The sequence below is a fragment of the Tissierella pigra genome (genome assembly GCF_018917845.1).
GTDB classification, from domain to species: Bacteria; Bacillota; Clostridia; order Tissierellales; family Tissierellaceae; genus Tissierella; species Tissierella pigra.
Genome location: NZ_JAHLPJ010000001.1, coordinates 3,615,830 through 3,633,278 on the forward strand (window position 1 = coordinate 3,615,830; position 17,449 = coordinate 3,633,278).

Genomic DNA, 17,449 nt, shown 5'->3' on the forward strand with positions numbered 1-17,449 from the left:
ATAAAACACTATTTTCTTAAATATTAATAACTATTTCATTTTCAAGTTCATCTAACATATTCATAATCTCATCCACTTTTTCAACTATGCGTTTCTGCTCTGCAAGAGGGGGAAGGGGAATTAAGTAATTCATGATAAAATCTTTACTTATCCTTTGCTGTCCTGCTGTTCCAGTATATGTTGATACCCCATCTTTTATAAATCTATCTGTTTTACAAATGCTAAGTATATATTCGGGAATTACTAATCTATTTATACTTCTGATTATATGTAATTCTGTAGTCCCTGCACCTATTCCATTAACCAAGTTTTGCATAATTACTGACTTTTTATTTTCAAAACAAGGAGTTATTTTGGCTACTGCAACATCATTCTCTGCAAAATGAGTAAAACCTTTCTTTATATCCTTCCACAGCTTAGTTTCTGAAGTATGGTTATTTTTAAATCCTTCCTCAATTAATGCCATTGGGACAAATGAAGCTTGTTTCTCATCTTCAAATGAATTCCTGGGATTTATAATAGCAACTTCCCCCAACCTAACCCATTCCCACCCCTCAGGCAATTTAAATGGTTTTTCTTCCTCTGTAATCTCTGGTAGAGGCTTTTGCTTTTTTATCTTTCCTTCCTTCACTAAGTTGTCTCTTTCTTCCATAATCCTCTCTAACAACACACTTGCTGGTTCATCTTCTGGATTTTGTTCTACTAATTTCCCTTGTATAGCTTCTTGCAATACTTGATTTCGTGTTAGGTTAATAACTTCAAGTAAATCTTCCTTATTAGAATCAAGTTCATCTATTAAAGCAAATAATTCGTCTACTTTTTCTACTATGCGTTTTTGTTCTGCAAGAGATGGGAGTGGAAAAATATAGTTTCTTAAAAATGTTAATGAAATAAAAGATTGTACACCTCCCGATGATTGTTTCTTCATATCTTCTTGGACAAATAATAGATAGTAATATAAATATTTAGGTGTTATTAAACCCTTCTTATAGTACTTAAATAATGCAACATTTTTTATACTAAATTCCAAGTTTTCATTTACTATAACAGGATTACCTATGCTTCCTATCATAGCAAATAATATATCTTCATTTTCTACATTCGACCTTTCTGATATCTTTTTATGGTCTTCTATAGAAATAAATTTAATATCATCAAAATTTATTTCTCCATTGACTAAGTTTTTACTTGTTATAAGTGGAATTCCAGTATCCACATATTTAGGAGTATCATGGGTCCCATCTCTAACATCTAACACCTCTTGAAACCTAACCCATTCCCACCCCTCAGGTATTTCAAAAGGCTTCTCTTCCTCTTCAATAGATTCTAACTTCTTAGGTTTTCTTATTTTCCCTTCCTTTACTAACTTATCCCTTTCCTCCTTAATCCTCTGCACTAATGCAGACGCTGGTTCATCATTTTTATCCTGCTCTACCAACTTTCCCCGTATTGCCAGTTGAAGAATTTTATCTTTTAGCCCTTGTATATCCATTCCTATTCTTCAACTCCTTTCAATACTTCTGAAAGTTGTCCTATTAATCTATTGATATTCTTTGATTTTTTATCCATTATATTTAGTAGCTCATTTAAGCTATATTCTTTTTCTTCTTTGTTTAAATTGGGGTTCTTAAAATCTAAATTATAATTTGCTTTCTTTATTTCTTCTATGGTTACTGAATAAGCATTTATATCTTCTTTATCTCTATTATTCCACCAATCTTTTACTCCTTGTAAATGCTCTGTTCTAAATGGTCTTGTTTTAGTAAATCCATTTTTAATACCTTGTGGTAGTGGTACTTGATAGTAATCTATTTTTTCCGTAGGCTTTGTCTTATCGAAGAATAATATATTAGTAGCAATAGATGTATATGGTGCAAAGCAACCATTTGGTACTCTTACAATAGTATGAAGATTAAATTCGCTAAGTAATTTTTCTTTTATCGCTATTTTTGCATTATCATTTCCAAATAAGAATCCGTCAGGAAGTATTACCCCTGCTCTTCCATTTTCTTTTAATCTATACATAATAAGTGCCATAAATAGGTCTGCTGTTTCTGATGTTCTAAATTCTGTTGGGAAATTGATTTGAATACCAACTTCTTCTACTCCACCAAAAGGAGGATTCATAGCTATTAAGTCGTATTTATCTTTTTCTGTGTAATTCCTTATATTACTGGAGAGGGAATTGTCTCTTAAAATATTTGGACTATCTAAATCATGAAGTAATAAATTAGTCATACACAGTAAATGTGGTAATGGTTTTTTCTCTATTCCAAATAAAGATGATTGGACTATCTTTCTATCTTCAATAATTTTAGTTTGTTTTTCTAAATGATTAAGAGAAGATACTAAAAATCCACCAGTTCCACAAGCAAAATCTGCTATCTTTTCTCCTATTTGAGGATTTAAAATATCAATAATGAATTCTGTTAAAACTCTTGGAGTATAATATTCTCCTGCATTTCCAGCACTTTGTAAGTCTCTTAAAATATTTTCATAAATATCATTAAAGGCATGTCTATCTTCATATTCATCAAAATCTATCTCATTTAATTTATTAATAAGTTGGCGAAGAAGAGTTCCTGATTTCATATAATTGTAGCTATCTTCAAAAACAGATTTAACAATTAAAGCTCTTTTGTCTGTAGTTTCATCTACTGTTAAGTCTTTTAACTCCTTAAACAATCTTTCATTTACAAACTCTAATAATTCGTCTCCTGTCATTCCCTCTTCATCTTCTGCCCAATTTCTCCATCTTAAATCTTCTGGAATTATAGATTCATAATTTTCTTCAAATATTTCCCACTCTGATTCTTTCGCATCATATACTTTTAAAAATAGCATCCATACAAGTTGGGATATTCTTTGTGCGTCTCCATCTACCCCTGCATCTTGTCTCATAATATCTTGAATTGATTTAATTAGTGATGTAATAGTCATTAATTTCTGTCCCCTTTCTTTATTCAAGTAAAATGCTCCTTATATAGGAGCATCTATGCATATATTTGTTCTTCTAATTCCTTTACTGTTTGAATATACTTATCTCTACCTCCAAAGGACTTAATAATTTTTGTAGGTGTCCCTATTTCTGTAAACGGGTCTAATTTCAATATTTCTATACTTTCCAACTCTGATATTCCTTCATTCATATATTTATCTAAAAGAGCTTCTAAAACTTCTTTTGCTACATCTGAGTATTTACCAAAATAGTTTCTCTTTTTAACATTATCTGCTCTTTCTTTTCTTGTAAGTGGTTTTTGGTCAAAAGCTAAATGAAGGATTAAATCAAAATCATCTAAATCTTTTCCTACTTCTTCTTTTATAGCATCAAAAAAGACTCCTTTTTCCTCCAATTCTTCAATAATCGCCGTCTTCTTTTCTTCACTATTCCATCTGTTTATAAATTGATTTAAGTCAGCATATTCTTTCCTTATGTTTTTTCTTGTATAATCCTTTAGTGACTCTGTTACAAGTTTACCATCTTTGTCATAGTATTCAACCCTTTCATTTACTACCATTACTCCTACATCATCTACTACATATTTAACTCTTCCCGACCCCTCTTCTCCTCCTTCAAATTCACCTTCTCCTGAATTTCCTGAAGGTTGCCCTCCTATTCCTCCTTCTGTGTCTGGTGGAACGATTGTCTCTCCTTCTTCTGGTTCATAAATAACTACTGGGTCACCATCAAAGTCTGGGTCTGCAAAAAGTCTTGTAACTCCTCTAAAGTCCATAATGGTAAAATATTGTTTTCCGTATTCTTCTTTAATCCTTGTTCCTCTACCTATAATTTGCTTAAATTCTGTCATGCTGTTAATGTTGCTATCAAGAACTATAAGTTTACAAGTCTGAGCATCTACTCCTGTTGTCATAAGTTTAGAAGTAGTTACTATGGTAGGATATTTACTTGCAGGGTCTATAAAATTATCAAGCTGAGCTTTACCTTCATCGTTATCTCCTGTAATTCTCATTATATATTTATTATTTTCTTTTACTAAATCTGAATTTTCATTTACCAGTGCTTGTCTCATTCTTTCTGCATGGTCGATGTCTACACAAAATACTATAGTCTTATCGAACCTATCTGTCTTTTTTAAAAACTCTGTAACCTTTTTAGCAACTATTTCTGTTCTTTTTTCAAGTATTAAGTTCTTATCAAAATCGGATATGTTATATATCCTATCTTCTATTAAGTTACCATATTTATCTAACTTCCCTTTAGTTGGTCTATATCCCTCTAAGTCTTTATCTAAGGAGACTCTAACTACTTTATATGGTGCTAAAAAACCATCTTCAATACCTTGTTTAAGTGAGTAGGTATATACTGGCTCTCCAAAATAGTTAGATGTAGAAATATCTTTTGTTTCCTTTGGAGTTGCAGTAAGTCCTATTTGTGTAGCACTATTAAAGTATTCCAAAACTTCTCTCCAAGCTGAATTGTCTTTAGCAGAACCTCTATGACACTCATCTACAATTACTAAGTCAAAGAAATCTGGGCTAAATTCCTTATATACATTTTGCCAATCTTCACTTCCTGTCATACTTTGATATAATGCTAAGTATATTTCATGGGCTTTATCTATATTTTGTCTATTCACTTTTATCATTTTGTCCCCAAAATGCTTAAAATCATTTGTCATAGTTTGGTCTACCAATATATTTCTATCTGCAAGAAATAGAATTCTCTTCTTAGTCTTTGATTTCCACAGTCTATATATTATTTGAAAAGCTGTATAGGTTTTTCCTGTACCTGTAGCCATAACCAGTAGAATTCTATCTTGCCCTTTAGCTATAGCTTCTATTGTTCTGTTAATAGCTACTCTCTGATAATACCTTGGAGATTTACCACTCATATCAAAAAAATAATCTTCTATTATAATTTCTTCTTGGTCAAATTCTATACCTTTTCCAATCTTGTATCTATACCAAAGGTCCCCTGGAGTTGGAAACTCTTCTAATCTTAATTCTCTTTCTTTTCCTGTTAATCTATTATGTTCTATAAATCCATCTCCATTGGAGCTATATATAAATGGAATATCTAATATATCACCATATTCTAAAGCTTGTTGCATTCCTGCTCCCATAGATTTATTATTATCTTTCGCTTCTATTATTGCAAGAGGTATGTTAGGTTTATAGCTTAAAATATAGTCTGCTCTTTTTCTTTTCCCTCTGGCTACAAGATTTCCTCTGACGATAATTCTTCCATCTGTAAAGCTATATTCAGCCCTTACTTGAGTTTTTATATCCCATCCTGCTTTTTCTATAGCAGGGGTAATGTATTTCATCTTTATATCTTCTTCGGATAAAGCTTTTTTATTTATAACCACTACCCTCATCCCCTCTCTTTTGCTATGTATTTATAAAGTTTTAGAATATACTGGATAATCTTGCCTATATTATACCATAATTTCTATTGGAGTTAGATAAAGAACTCTATTAAATTTAAAATATGAACAGTTTTCAATATCATTATATTATTAGAAGCCTAAAAAGGAGTACCTTCATCAACATCTTTTTAGATTTTCGTACTCCTATATATCATAAATATTATTAACCTGCTTACATTTATTTGATTTTCCTAACAAAATTTAAACACTTCTTCCTCTGTATAAAAAATGCCTTCCTTATCTACATAATACTGGCCAATTTTAATCAGTTCTATAAAATTATAGTCTGTGTTTATAAAAAGTCTTTCTTTTTGCAACGGTATCCATTCTATTGAAAATCCTCTATATGCCCTGCTAAAAAAACTTTGTTTTATTTCTATTTCCATTATCTCTTTCCTCAGACTACCATTTCTTGTTTTTTGCTCTATTATAATCTTGTATTTAATAGAATAATCTTTATGGTGTTCTGGATTACTTTTTGAATTATTGTTAATCACCATAAATATATCCTCTAAACTTCTACTCTCGAAAGACTCAGGCTCATCATCCTCTTCTTCTATATCAATATACTCGAGTGCATATACATAATATCCGGCATACATATCTTGAATTCTTTCTAATTGTCCTTTAAGTTTATAAATATCTTTAATGCATCCTATGTCTATATCTTCTTCATTCCTACGCCAATTCACATAGTAAGTTGCTGGACCTTCTGTTTCAGTCACTAATTTTTCTTTAATTAATTTTTTTGAATCAATTATTTGTTTTGCAACTATCGTTTCTAAGTTCTCAATTCTTTCCATTGCTTGTTGAAGGGTTATATTTTGCCAATATGTTTCATTCATTTACTAATGGCTCCTTTCACATATCTTTTAAAATTTATCCAATAATTATTGGTAATGATTATTCCCTATCCATCCTCACAACACTATCTATGAAATTTAGGTTTATTTTTAAATATCATAGCTTTTCTCTTCACATTATCTTGAATCATGTGAAATCTTTCAGATAACTTCTTTTTATTAACTCTTAAATCGTCTTTATACATCCTAACACTTTCTTTGAGAGGTCTTCCTTATAGCTATATTTCCCACCATCTCCATCATAATCTTATAAATGCATGTCTTGTTTAAGAATGTGCTTCTTTAACTTTTTATCTTACATCATCACTTTGTCTCTGTTTTGGTTTTATTTTTAAACCTTTGACTATAGTTGAGGTATTCTTTCTTAAATACTTTTTCCATTAATAACAATGTTTCCTCATGTATAAATATTCTCCTCCTGGAGTTATTAGCTCATAAACGACATCCTTACTACAGTCTTGCTTATATCTTAGACAAGGAAATAATCCTATAATATCTACTATTACACTCTGACCCGTTTGGATAGCCTCTTTTCTTTTTTCCTCTGCAATTTGGTTACAATATTCAATGATTGCATCTTCTGTTTTATAACCATTCTTTATTGCTTCTATCATATTTTGGGAATGTGGGACTTCCAGAATTTCTTCAATAGTTAATACCTCCATCATAGTGCCTTCTTTATTATATTTAATCATAAAACCTTTCCTCCTCATTTTTCTTTGTAATAGCTCATCATTTAAATGTCTAATTCTAATTTAAGGATTTATCTATATTTCCTCAAATCATATATATTGAAATGTGTTTCTGTTATTTCGAAAGTAATACAATCTTCTTCTATCGTTGAAGAGAACCATATAACAACCTCAGAATTTTCTCCGAAAAAAACAATTTTCTCTTTCAGTTCAAAATCACTATCTTCTTCCTCTGCCCAGATATTATCCTTCTCTATGCCTAAATACTTAAAGTATCCTAAGTATAAAGCCCCAAGAAAGGAATCATAAGCCTCCTCCCTCAAATATGCTAACATATCATAATAATTATCATCATCATAATAATCTTCTTGGTCTTCTAAAGTAATTGGAATAACAATCTTTTCTCCGAGTAATACCTCTTTTAAAAATTGACTTCTTTCTTGTGCTTTCTTCGCATTTTCTCTGCTTTTTTCCATAATATCTTTCCTCCTAATTTTTATTTTATCTTTATCTAATTCATTCCTATTAAGAAAGCTCCTAAATGCCATCATCCGTAGTCTTGGAAGTCGCAGAGCTTTCTTCTTGTTTAGTTTTCAAAGTACAATTTAGTAGAATTAAACACAAAAAAACCACTTATATAGAAACTTAATTTTTGACATACCTACCCCTTGGGGCAAGTTAATTGTCTTAATTAAATTAATATATAAATGGTTTTTTATTATTATAAAAATATTCTGTTTTAAATTCTACTAAATTTATTAAATACTAAATATACAATAAAATTATAAATATTATATGTGGCAATGTTTTTAAATAGTTGCCTATAAAAAATTATATCCTAATATTACCAACTTTATTTTTCTTTGTCAACACCTTTTATTTTTATTTTTTGTTTTTTACCTTTAACCTTAAACCCTTTTTTAATTTTACCTGTTCTAACTATGTAACCTGAAAATAAAGTTCTTCAAGCTCCCATCCCTCCAACCCCTCCATTTTCCTACATTCCCATTTTACCATGAAAATAAAGTTCTTCAAGGGATTTAAGCAGGGATAAGGATTTAGGAATAAGTGAAAAGAATTAAGGGAATCAAGTAATTTCAAGGGGTTGAAGGAATATTGAAAGGAAAAGAAGAAAGAGAAAGGGAAAAGGCAAATGAAAATAAAGTTCTTCAAAGAATTGGAACAGGAATAAGGTTTAAGGGATAAGGATAAGGGAAAGAGAAGGTTGTGATTTCAAAGGTTGAAGGGTAAGAGGAAGGAAAAAGGGATATAAAAAAGCAGGAGGTTTCTTGGAATTTAATCTAAGACTCTCCTGCTTTGAAGAACTTTATTTACTTGTTGAAGAACTTTATTTTATGGGGACAATATAATTTTATTTCCTATATCTCTCTTCTATTATCTATAGCCTTTGCTATGGTTATTTCATCAAAATATTCTAAATCTCCGCCTATTGGAATACCATGGGCTATTCTTGTTACCTTTATTCCTAAGGGTTTCACCAGTCTAGAAATATATAAAGCTGTTGCTTCACCTTCCACTGTCGGATTAGTAGCCAGAATTATTTCTTTGACTTCATCATTTGACAATCTATCTAAAAGTTCCTTAATTTTTATATCATTGGGTCCTACATTGTCCATAGGAGATATAACTCCATGAAGTACATGATATTGTCCCTTATACTCTCTAGACTTTTCCATGGCTATAATATCTTTTGCTCCCTCTACTACACAGATTATAGACTTATCCCTTATGTTATCTCTACAGATATTACATGGGTCTTCATCTGTTAGATTACAGCAGATACTACAAAGCCTTATTTTATCTTTTGCCTCTATAATGGATTTAGATAATTTTTCTGCATCTATATCTTCCATTTCCAATATATAAAAGGCTAATCTTTGAGCAGTTTTTCTACCTATACCTGGTAAATGCGATAGCTGCTCTATTAAATTGGCTATTGGTAGTGCATACTGCTCCATTATCTTACTCTCCTTCTATTAGAACAATCCTGGGATATTCATTCCACCAGTAAGCTTATTCATTTCCTTAGTCATCATATCTTCAGCTTTTCTAAGAGCTTCATTTACTGCAGCTAGAACTAGATCCTGCAGCATTTCCACATCTTCTGGGTCTACTACACTTTCATCTATGGTAATTTCAAGAACTTCTTTTTTACCATTTACTTTGCAAGAAATAGCTCCACCACCAGCAGTTGCTTCTACTTCTGTTTCTTCCAATTGTTTTTGCATTTCCTCCATTTGTTTTTGCATCTTTTGCATTTGTTTCATCATATTTCCCATATTTCCACCCATTCCTGGGAATCCACGTTTTGCCATAATTAATTCTCCTTCCTTATTTTATTTGTACTATATCTTCTCCAAAGAAGTCTATGACCTCTTTTATAGCTTTATCCTTGTTTTTTTTTTCATCTTCAACTTTTGGTTTTTCATTACCCATTATAAATCTTATGTCTATATTCTTCTTAAAATAAGCAGAAATAGTATTTTCTACAAATTCCTTATTAGCAGGTTTTTCTATGGCATCTTTATGGAAACCAAAACCTTCTTTATATCCTATGGTCAGTGTATTATTAGAATAACTAACAAGTTTCCCTTCAATAAGTAAAGCAAAAATATTCATCTTCTTAGATTTTATACTTTGAAGTACTTGTTGCCATTCCTTGACTATTGTTTCAAAGGCTAAGTCCTTTCCGTCATCTGAAAAGCTTTCTTTTTCAGGTATTTTCTCCTCATGTTCTTCTGTTTTTAGTTCTTCTTTTTTTATCTCTGGTGTATTTCCTACATGAGTACTTTCTACTTTAGGCTGTTCTTCTATAACCTTTACTTCTTTTGGTGCACCTTCTTCTAACCTTCTTATTCTTTCTTCCAACGAATAAATATCCTCTAATTTAGTTATTTGAATTACTGCCATTTCGAGAATTATTCTAGGTTGAGTCGACCATTTTGCCTTTTCATCTGCCATTGTAAGTGTATCTAGGGATTTAAGTATAAAATTTAACTCTAGGTTTTTACTTTGTTCTATATATTTTGCCAGTAAGTCTTCATCTATATCTATTAATTCTAGAGGATTTTTAGATGTCTTTATTATCATCAGATTTCTGAAGTGCATAATTAAATCCTTAATAAATTGATGAATATCCTTACCATTTTGAATGACCTCATCTATTGTTTCCAATACATTTTCTAGATTCTTGCATATTATATTATCTATAATATCAATTATTAGTCCATTGTTTACTATGCCTAATATACCTATGGCATCTTCATAAGTGATTTTACCTTTGCCAAATGATACACATTGATCAAGTAAACTCAAAGCATCTCTCATTGCTCCATCAGAATTTCTGGCTATTAAACTCAGTACCTTTCTATCTACTTCTAGATTTAAGTTGCTACAAATACTCTCCATGTTCTCAATTATATCTTTTGTAGTAATTCTTTTAAAATCAAATCTTTGACATCTAGATAGAATTGTCTGAGGTAATTTTTCAGGTTCTGTTGTTGCTAATATAAATATTAGATGTTTAGGCGGTTCTTCAAGAGTCTTTAACAGTGCATTAAAAGCTTGAATAGTCAGCATATGAACTTCATCTATTATATAAACTTTATATTTTGCCCTAGCTGGTGGATATATTACTTTATCCCTTAGTTCCCTAATATCATCTATACCTCTATTACTGGCAGCATCCATTTCTATAACATCTATTATGCTTTCATCTAATATTCCTTTGCAGATTTCACACTCATTACATGGATTACCCTCATGAGAATTAAGACAGTTTACGGCTCTAGAAAATATCTTTGCTGTAGAAGTTTTACCTGTACCTCTTGTTCCTGAGAATAAATAGGCATGACCAATATTTTCCTTTTGGATTTGATTTCTTAATGTAATTGTTATATGTTTCTGACCTAAGACATCATCAAAGGTTTTAGGTCTATATTGTCTATATAAGGCCTGGTACATAATCTCACCTACATTTTTATAATATAATATATTATATCAGATTTGACCTTAGATTACACCTATTAATCTCATACTGCTACATCCTTAAAAAGTAAATATAGCTTTTATTGGAACAAGTTTACTGAAATCCATTATTTATAAAAGATAAATTAGTATAAAAAATTATTTTTTATACTATGCGTCAATATTAAGCTACGGGGTATTTATTACTGGTATGGATTAGAGACTGATAATATATTTAAAAAATTTAATGATAACTAAGGAGGAAATATATGAAAATAAATTTTAAGCTAAAGGTTATAGTAATAGCCTTATTATTTTTTTCACTAGTCAGTACAGTATCAGTATTTTATCAACTGGAGAAAATGGAAGCTGATAGTAGGGTAATTAATGATGCAGGTTCAGTTAGAGGGGGAAGTCAGAGACTTATTAAGTTGGAATTAACTGGAGAAAATGCAGATGAGCTTATAGAGACAATAGAGAAAAAAATAAATGGATTAATTGATGGAGATTCTGGGCTAGGATTGCCAAAGGCTACAGATGAAGAATTTATTTCGTCTATGGACAAAGTAAAAAAAGACTGGGAAGATATAAAGGAAACCATATATGAAAGTAGAAAAAGTGGAGAGAAATCTAATTTAATAAGTAAAAGTGAGAATTTCTTTGAGACCACTAACGAAGCTGTTGCAGCAGCTGAGAACTATTCAAAAGGAAAGGTAATATTTCTTAAATTCATTCAAGGTACAATATTTGTTTTTAACTTGATAATCTTAATATTTATTTGGATTATGAGTAATAGAGGAATTTCTAAGCCACTTATGCACTTATTTGAGGCAATAGATAATTTAGATGTTTCTGAGAATATCCCAGAAGAATTTATGGTTAAAAGAGATGAGATTGGTTTATTATCTAATGCCTTTCAAAAGGTTATAGATAGATTAAGGAACCTTATAAACCAAATATCAGAGTTATCCATTGAAGTGGCAAGTTTTTCTGAAGATCTCAATTTAACAATTAATCAATCAGCAATTGCAACAGATGAAGTTTCCAGAGTCATAGAAGAAATTGCTAATGGAGCAACTGAACAGGCAGAAGAAACTGAAAAAGGGGCAATGAAAATAGTACATTTAGGCTCTTTAGTGGAACAGGAACAGCAGTTATTAAGTGAACTAAAAGAATCCACAGAAAAAGTAAATATATTAAAGAGTGAAGGAATGGAAATCATAAAGGATCTTGTTGAAAAAACAGCAGATAATAATGAAGCTTCTAAAAAAATAAGAGAAGTAATAATAGATACTAGTAAAAGTGCAGAAAAAATTGCAAACGCAAGCCATATGATAAAGAGTATTGCTAATCAAACTAATTTATTGGCATTAAACGCGGCCATAGAAGCTGCAAGAGCTGGAGAAGCAGGTCTTGGATTTTCAGTAGTAGCAGACGAAGTGAGAAAGCTTGCAGAAGAGTCCAATAATTTTACTGAAGAAATAGCAAAAATAGTCGATGATCTTATGGAAAAGGTTGACTCTGGTGTTGCTATTATGAAAAATGTAGAAGAAATAGCAATTTTACAAACTGATAGCGTAGAGATGACTAGCAATAAATTTGAAGGAATAGCTTATTCAATAGAAAGTATTCGGAAGTCCATAGAAGATATAAATATATCTGGACGAGAGGTGATAGTTAAAAAAGATGAGATAATAAATATTATAGAAGGTCTATCTGCTATATCAGAGGAAAATGCAGCAGGAACACAAGAAGCTTCGGCTTCAGTAGAAGAGCAGACTGCATCTATGCAAGAAATTGCAAATGCCAGTGACTCTTTGTCTAGTTTAGCAGCGAAGATGAAGGAAAGTATTGATAGATTTAAATCTTAAAAATTAAATACAGTATTCATAGATTAAAATAATATTATGAATACTGTATTTTTATGTTTTATTTACTATATAAATAATCTAATTTAATGTAGACTTTACAGCCTTAAAGAATAAATATTTTTCATACAAAATTAAAACTTTCCTATTTGATTATAAAGAGGTTTACTGTTTCTTACTGATACTGTGAATTTATAGTTGACAGTTTGGGATATATTAGTTATAATATAGTCCTGTGAACTATTAAATATTTTGTGGAGAGATGGCTGAGCTGGCTGAAGGCGCTCGCCTGGAAAGCGGGTAAACGTGAAAGCGTTTCGAGGGTTCGAATCCCTCTCTCTCCGCCATTAGAAAATTTTACCGTGCTAGATGGGGAGGTAGCGGTGCCCTATAACCTACAATCCGCTATAGTAGGATTGAATTCCCAGTCTAGGCATCTCTGTTGTGGGGTCTGCCCTAGATAAGTGGCAGTGACGATTGGGTCCTACGCAACGGAAACTCATGAACCTCGTCAGGTCCGGAAGGAAGCAGCGATAAGTGAATATTTTCGTGTGCCGTGGGGATGCCTAATCTGAGTTAACTGTCTAGGTAACGCTTGGAACAGGATTGTCAAAGCTGGGTGCACGGTTACATAGTGAAAAAACTGTGGTTTTCCACAGTTTTTTTATTTTTTGTATATGAAATTAAAAAGGTGGGTTACCCCACCTAGTATTATCCTTGAAATGTTTTATTTGACCTTGTTAAATGATCCAATAGTTCTTCTTTTCCATAAGTAAGTCCAGATACTATATTAGCCTCTTCTTTACCTTCAAGTCCTTTAAATCCTGTATAGATTGGATTTATTATATCTATGGCTTTTTTAAAACTAGATGAGTCCTTTTTTATTTCACCTTCTGTTATTAGTTTATTTGTAAATAAATAAAGTGATCTAAGATTTGTGGATAATTCGTCTTTTTCTCTGAAAGTTATTAACAATTCAGATATAATGTCCCTTGAATTGTTAATAAGTTCATTTAACATAGTATAATCTTCTTTCTCTATGGCCTTTCCTGCATCTTCAAATCTTTCCATTAGCCCTTCATGTAAAAGTGCTAATAATCCCCAATCATTAGTTGATAATATTTTTTTTTCTAAAGTCATACTTGACATCTATATGTCACTCCTATCTCTGTAATAGTTGAAGTACCATTTGCGGCAACTGATTTGCCTGACTTAGCATACTTGTACCTGCCTGTTGCAAAATATTTAGTTTTGTAAATTCACTCATTTCTTGTGCCATATCTAAATCTGCTATTCTAGATTTTGATGTTGTTAAATTTTCTGCTGTATTATCTACATTTTTTATTGTATGTTCTAATCGATTTTGGATTGCACCAAGTTTGGAACGCATTGAAGAAACTTTTTTTATAGCTTTTTCATAAGTAGAAATTGCTTTGTCGAAATCATCGTTTGTTAATCCAGTCTTTACACTAAAGTTTCCACTAGATCCTGAAATAACAGAACCATCTGCTATCTCTAATCCATCTGCTCCAGATGCTCCTACAACAATATTAATCTCCTTCATATCAATTTCCAAAGTCTGTCCTTCTTTAGAACCTATTTGAAGGTTTAAGTCAGTGGCTCCATTTCCATCTAAATCTCCCTTTAATAAAGCTATTCCATTGAAATCAGTTTCATTACCTATCTTATCAATTTGTTCTGTTAATTGTTTAATCTCATCAGCTATTGTTTCTAAATCTTCATCCTTATAAATTCCATTTGCTCCTTGTACACTTAATTCTCTCATTCTTTGAAGCATTTCATGTACTTCATTTAATGCTCCCTCTGCTGTTTGAATTAGAGAGATTCCATCTAAGGAGTTTCTTGAGGCTTGCCTCAATCCTCTTATTTGTGCTTCCATCTTTTCCGATATAGCAAGACCTGCTGCATCATCTGACGCTCTATTTATTCTCTTACCTGATGAAAGTCTTTCTAAGGATTTTTGTAATCCTTCCGTATTCATATTTAATAGTCTATGGGTATTTAATGCTGGTATATTGTTGTTAATTCTCATGGTTTTTATCCCCCTCTAATTTATTTGTTTTTTCTATAAATGAAATTACCTCTCCTAATATTTGAAACATTTCCTTTGGCAGTTTGTCCACCTTTTCTTCTATTGTTTCTTCATTTAAAGCATTTTCATTTACTTCATCTTTAATATATGCCTTTTCAACATATTTTCTTGATATTAATCTTCTTTTCATAGTATCACCAATTTATATCCTAAATCTTCTAGAGATTTTTCCAATATATTAATTTTTTGGAGTAAAGAATCTTCTTCTAAATTTACATATACTTCTTTGCCTCTTACATTAAAATCCATATTTATAAGTCCCAAATTTTCTGTTTCAAGACTTATATAAAAGTTCATATTATTTTTATCAATGGCTTTTTCCCCATGGGATACTATAATATTTAAACTTTTATATTCATCTCCTATTTCCAGTGGCAACTGAAGTATTGTATCTTTTTTAGTTATCTTCTTTTGAATACTTAAATATTCGTCCTTTGGTTCTCTTTTATCATTGGAATCAAAAGACCTTTCTCCACTATTCAATAGACCTACTAAATCCTTATAGTTTTCTTTGAAGCTATCATCACCATTTTTAATGGATTCCGATATTTTCTCTTGAAGAATTTTTATATTTTCTTTAAATTCTTCATTGTATTTAGAATTATGAGGATCCTGTATATCCTTTAATATATTGGCAATTCCTTTATTTCCATTAAAAAAAAGATTTACGTCTTTAATCTCTTTTAAGGTCATAGGAATTTGGTTCTTCATTATAATTGGTAATATTCTTTCTTCATTTCCTTTAATATCTTTTATTTCCTTGGTCATTCTATGGTTTTCTTTATATCTGTTTACCTTTTTTTCTATATAATTATTTAATTCATTTATTTCCATATGTTCCAAGGATTTTCCTTCTTTAATGCTTTCCCTTATTATATTTGTAGTTAGGCTATTTTTTGCCCTTATATATTCTTCAAATATTAACCCCTTACTTATTTTATCGACTGGGTTAATGGTTTCTATACTTGTATTTATTTCCTTATGAACCATGTATAGGTTATCTAGGGTAATAGCGTTAAACTTCTTCTCTGTAAGAGATACTGTTGTAGGATTTAGGTTTTCTCCTAAATTATTAAATATATTGGATATATGAATAGTCTTATCTACTGTTCTTTCCTCTATATTTAAGTGTTTTTGCATATTTGTATCTATTACTTCTTTAATGGTTTTTATATTAAAATCTTCCCCACTTTTTAGTAACTGCAAAAGATTCTTATCTGTAATCTTTCCTAGTACTTCCAGTTCTTCCTTTATTTTATCAATAAAGTCTTTAGCCATAGGCTCATATATTTCTTTTGATGAGTCTTCACTTTTTAATTCTTTTATTAATTCATGAATGTTTTCTTCTAATATATTTATACCTTTTTCATTTAAGTTTATTATTTGACTCTGATCTAATATGGATACTAGTTCTTTTACAGCTTCCTTCATATTTTTGACTTCATTGTATTTTTCCTTGTCCATGGTCATATTGTTTATTATAAATTCTCTAAGAATATTGATGTTTTCTACATTTTCATCTATATCTAAATTCTTTAGTATTTCTCTTAAACTATTTATTGATGTTTCTTGTACTATTGTAAAACCTTCAAAGTTTTTAGCTTCAGAGTTGCTACTTATTTCATCTGTTATATAAGAATTATTTATTTTATATAAATTCTCTATATTAAACTCTTTATCTTCACCTATTATCTTTACATATGCCTCTTCCTTTAGGGACTTTAAATTATATAATTTTTTCATAACTTCCATGGTCTTATCTATATTTTCCTTTGTAATAGGAAGTTTTTCTTTGTGTAATATCATAATAGTATCATATACATCTTTTCCCATCTTCTGACCATAGATTTCCTTGCATATTTCCTCTGCCTCTTTATAGGTCAAATCCCTTTCTAATTTTAAAAATCTTTTTAAGGAAAATTCAGGCTTTTCATTTTTTATTTCTTCTAAAACTTCATTTATCTTTTGTAAATTTACATTTTCTAAATCAATTCCTCTATCTATAAGCTTTACTATGGAATCTGTGTCTATATCCTCTATTATTTTATTTAGGTATTCTTTTGACTTAATATAGGAATCCACATTTCCTTTTGTAATTGCTATGCCACTACTAAGAAGAAATTCTATCATCCTTATGTTTTCCTCTGTATATTCTAATCCTAGTTCACTTAATATATCTGCTGCCCTTCTTGTTTCTTGCTCTTCTTTTACTACTTCTTTTTTTTCTTCTACTTTAGAAGATACTATATTTTCTTTTTCGACTACTATTTCTTCCCCTAAATCTTTTACCATTTCTTCCTTTAGTCTTAAAGAATATTCTATAGTCTTATTATCTATGGTCTTTTGAACCTTTATATCTTTACCATTTTGTTCTACCAAAACTCCTTCTATATCATAAGGAAGGGTTGGGGTGTTGTAACTATTCATTATATTTTCTTTGCTGCCTATTTTTAAAATTTCCATAATGATTTCCTTTCATTGATTAAATGAATAACTTTCCACTACTTTTACTATATATCGACAATATTAAAAATTT

Annotated in this window: 14 protein-coding genes, 1 tRNA gene and 1 other RNA gene; 3 read left to right on the top strand and 13 right to left on the bottom strand. The window is 30.4% G+C overall.

The window, feature by feature from the left end; genetic code table 11:
• Positions 1 to 16 precede the first annotated feature (16 nt).
• The 9 genes from KQI41_RS17505 to dnaX form a co-directional block, all read right to left on the bottom strand.
• Entirely contained in the window at positions 17 to 1,492 is a 1,476-nt protein-coding gene (locus KQI41_RS17505; RefSeq protein WP_216585848.1) for a restriction endonuclease subunit S, read from the bottom strand.
• 2 nt (positions 1,493 to 1,494) lie between these two features.
• Complete coding sequence (locus tag KQI41_RS17510) at positions 1,495 to 2,967, bottom strand: type I restriction-modification system subunit M (protein WP_244971117.1); 1,473 nt, start codon at positions 2,965 to 2,967, stop codon at positions 1,495 to 1,497.
• Positions 2,968 to 2,993: 26 nt separating this feature from the next.
• Complete coding sequence (gene hsdR, locus KQI41_RS17515; protein ID WP_342366203.1) at positions 2,994 to 5,330, bottom strand: EcoAI/FtnUII family type I restriction enzme subunit R; 2,337 nt, start codon at positions 5,328 to 5,330, stop codon at positions 2,994 to 2,996.
• A 251-nt stretch (positions 5,331 to 5,581) separates the two neighbouring features.
• Entirely contained in the window at positions 5,582 to 6,235 is a 654-nt protein-coding gene (locus KQI41_RS17520; RefSeq protein WP_216585850.1) for a hypothetical protein, read from the bottom strand.
• A 398-nt stretch (positions 6,236 to 6,633) separates the two neighbouring features.
• A complete protein-coding gene (locus KQI41_RS17525; protein ID WP_216585851.1) occupies positions 6,634 to 6,948 on the bottom strand; it encodes a hypothetical protein in 315 nt (104 codons plus the stop codon).
• 68 nt (positions 6,949 to 7,016) lie between these two features.
• Positions 7,017 to 7,421 carry a hypothetical protein gene (locus KQI41_RS17530; RefSeq protein WP_216585852.1) on the bottom strand — a complete coding sequence of 135 codons (405 nt, stop codon included), beginning with the start codon at positions 7,419 to 7,421 and terminating at the stop codon, positions 7,017 to 7,019.
• A gap of 903 nt (positions 7,422 to 8,324) precedes the next feature.
• Positions 8,325 to 8,924, bottom strand: coding sequence for a recombination mediator RecR (gene recR, locus KQI41_RS17535; RefSeq protein WP_154440602.1), 600 nt, complete (start codon positions 8,922 to 8,924; stop codon positions 8,325 to 8,327).
• A gap of 18 nt (positions 8,925 to 8,942) precedes the next feature.
• Complete coding sequence (locus KQI41_RS17540; protein ID WP_154440604.1) at positions 8,943 to 9,281, bottom strand: YbaB/EbfC family nucleoid-associated protein; 339 nt, start codon at positions 9,279 to 9,281, stop codon at positions 8,943 to 8,945.
• 16 nt (positions 9,282 to 9,297) lie between these two features.
• Positions 9,298 to 10,929 (bottom strand): DNA polymerase III subunit gamma/tau, encoded by a 1,632-nt coding sequence (gene dnaX, locus KQI41_RS17545; protein WP_154440606.1) that lies wholly within the window; start codon positions 10,927 to 10,929, stop codon positions 9,298 to 9,300.
• Between the two features lie 272 nt (positions 10,930 to 11,201).
• Between dnaX and KQI41_RS17550 the strand changes: the two genes are divergently transcribed.
• From KQI41_RS17550 to ffs, 3 genes are all read left to right on the top strand, one after another.
• Complete coding sequence (locus KQI41_RS17550) at positions 11,202 to 12,803, top strand: methyl-accepting chemotaxis protein (protein ID WP_216585853.1); 1,602 nt, start codon at positions 11,202 to 11,204, stop codon at positions 12,801 to 12,803.
• Between the two features lie 253 nt (positions 12,804 to 13,056).
• Positions 13,057 to 13,147 (top strand) — tRNA-Ser (locus tag KQI41_RS17555).
• Positions 13,148 to 13,160: 13 nt separating this feature from the next.
• An RNA gene (gene ffs, locus KQI41_RS17560) (signal recognition particle sRNA large type) lies at positions 13,161 to 13,427 on the top strand.
• Positions 13,428 to 13,511: 84 nt separating this feature from the next.
• Here the strand turns inward: ffs and KQI41_RS17565 are convergent.
• The 4 genes from KQI41_RS17565 to KQI41_RS17580 are packed head-to-tail and all read right to left on the bottom strand — an operon-like array spanning position 13,512 to position 17,376.
• A complete protein-coding gene (locus KQI41_RS17565; protein WP_154441376.1) occupies positions 13,512 to 13,949 on the bottom strand; it encodes a flagellar export chaperone FliS in 438 nt (145 codons plus the stop codon).
• 13 nt (positions 13,950 to 13,962) lie between these two features.
• A complete protein-coding gene (locus tag KQI41_RS17570) occupies positions 13,963 to 14,853 on the bottom strand; it encodes a flagellin N-terminal helical domain-containing protein (RefSeq protein WP_216585854.1) in 891 nt (296 codons plus the stop codon).
• The gene (locus KQI41_RS17575) at positions 14,843 to 15,043 is read right to left on the bottom strand and encodes a hypothetical protein (protein ID WP_154441372.1); all 201 of its coding nucleotides are present in this window, start codon (positions 15,041 to 15,043) and stop codon (positions 14,843 to 14,845) included. The genes KQI41_RS17570 and KQI41_RS17575 overlap by 11 nt, the downstream gene beginning before the upstream one ends.
• Positions 15,040 to 17,376 (bottom strand): DUF6240 domain-containing protein, encoded by a 2,337-nt coding sequence (locus tag KQI41_RS17580; protein ID WP_216585855.1) that lies wholly within the window; start codon positions 17,374 to 17,376, stop codon positions 15,040 to 15,042. The genes KQI41_RS17575 and KQI41_RS17580 overlap by 4 nt, the downstream gene beginning before the upstream one ends.
• Positions 17,377 to 17,449: the final 73 nt, after the last annotated feature.

What these genes read in the sequence shown, in the direction of transcription:
- KQI41_RS17505 (WP_216585848.1), bottom strand. Translation starts at nt 1,492, where the DNA reads ATGGATATACAAGGGCTAAAAGATAAAATTCTTCAACTGGCAATACGG.
- KQI41_RS17520 (WP_216585850.1), bottom strand. Translation starts at nt 6,235, where the DNA reads ATGAATGAAACATATTGGCAAAATATAACCCTTCAACAAGCAATGGAA.
- KQI41_RS17525 (WP_216585851.1), bottom strand. Translation starts at nt 6,948, where the DNA reads ATGATTAAATATAATAAAGAAGGCACTATGATGGAGGTATTAACTATT.
- KQI41_RS17530 (WP_216585852.1), bottom strand. Translation starts at nt 7,421, where the DNA reads ATGGAAAAAAGCAGAGAAAATGCGAAGAAAGCACAAGAAAGAAGTCAA.
- recR (WP_154440602.1), bottom strand. Translation starts at nt 8,924, where the DNA reads ATGGAGCAGTATGCACTACCAATAGCCAATTTAATAGAGCAGCTATCG.
- KQI41_RS17540 (WP_154440604.1), bottom strand. Translation starts at nt 9,281, where the DNA reads ATGGCAAAACGTGGATTCCCAGGAATGGGTGGAAATATGGGAAATATG.
- dnaX (WP_154440606.1), bottom strand. Translation starts at nt 10,929, where the DNA reads ATGTACCAGGCCTTATATAGACAATATAGACCTAAAACCTTTGATGAT.
- KQI41_RS17550 (WP_216585853.1), top strand. Translation starts at nt 11,202, where the DNA reads ATGAAAATAAATTTTAAGCTAAAGGTTATAGTAATAGCCTTATTATTT.
- KQI41_RS17565 (WP_154441376.1), bottom strand. Translation starts at nt 13,949, where the DNA reads ATGTCAAGTATGACTTTAGAAAAAAAAATATTATCAACTAATGATTGG.
- KQI41_RS17570 (WP_216585854.1), bottom strand. Translation starts at nt 14,853, where the DNA reads ATGAGAATTAACAACAATATACCAGCATTAAATACCCATAGACTATTA.
- KQI41_RS17575 (WP_154441372.1), bottom strand. Translation starts at nt 15,043, where the DNA reads ATGAAAAGAAGATTAATATCAAGAAAATATGTTGAAAAGGCATATATT.
- KQI41_RS17580 (WP_216585855.1), bottom strand. Translation starts at nt 17,376, where the DNA reads ATGGAAATTTTAAAAATAGGCAGCAAAGAAAATATAATGAATAGTTAC.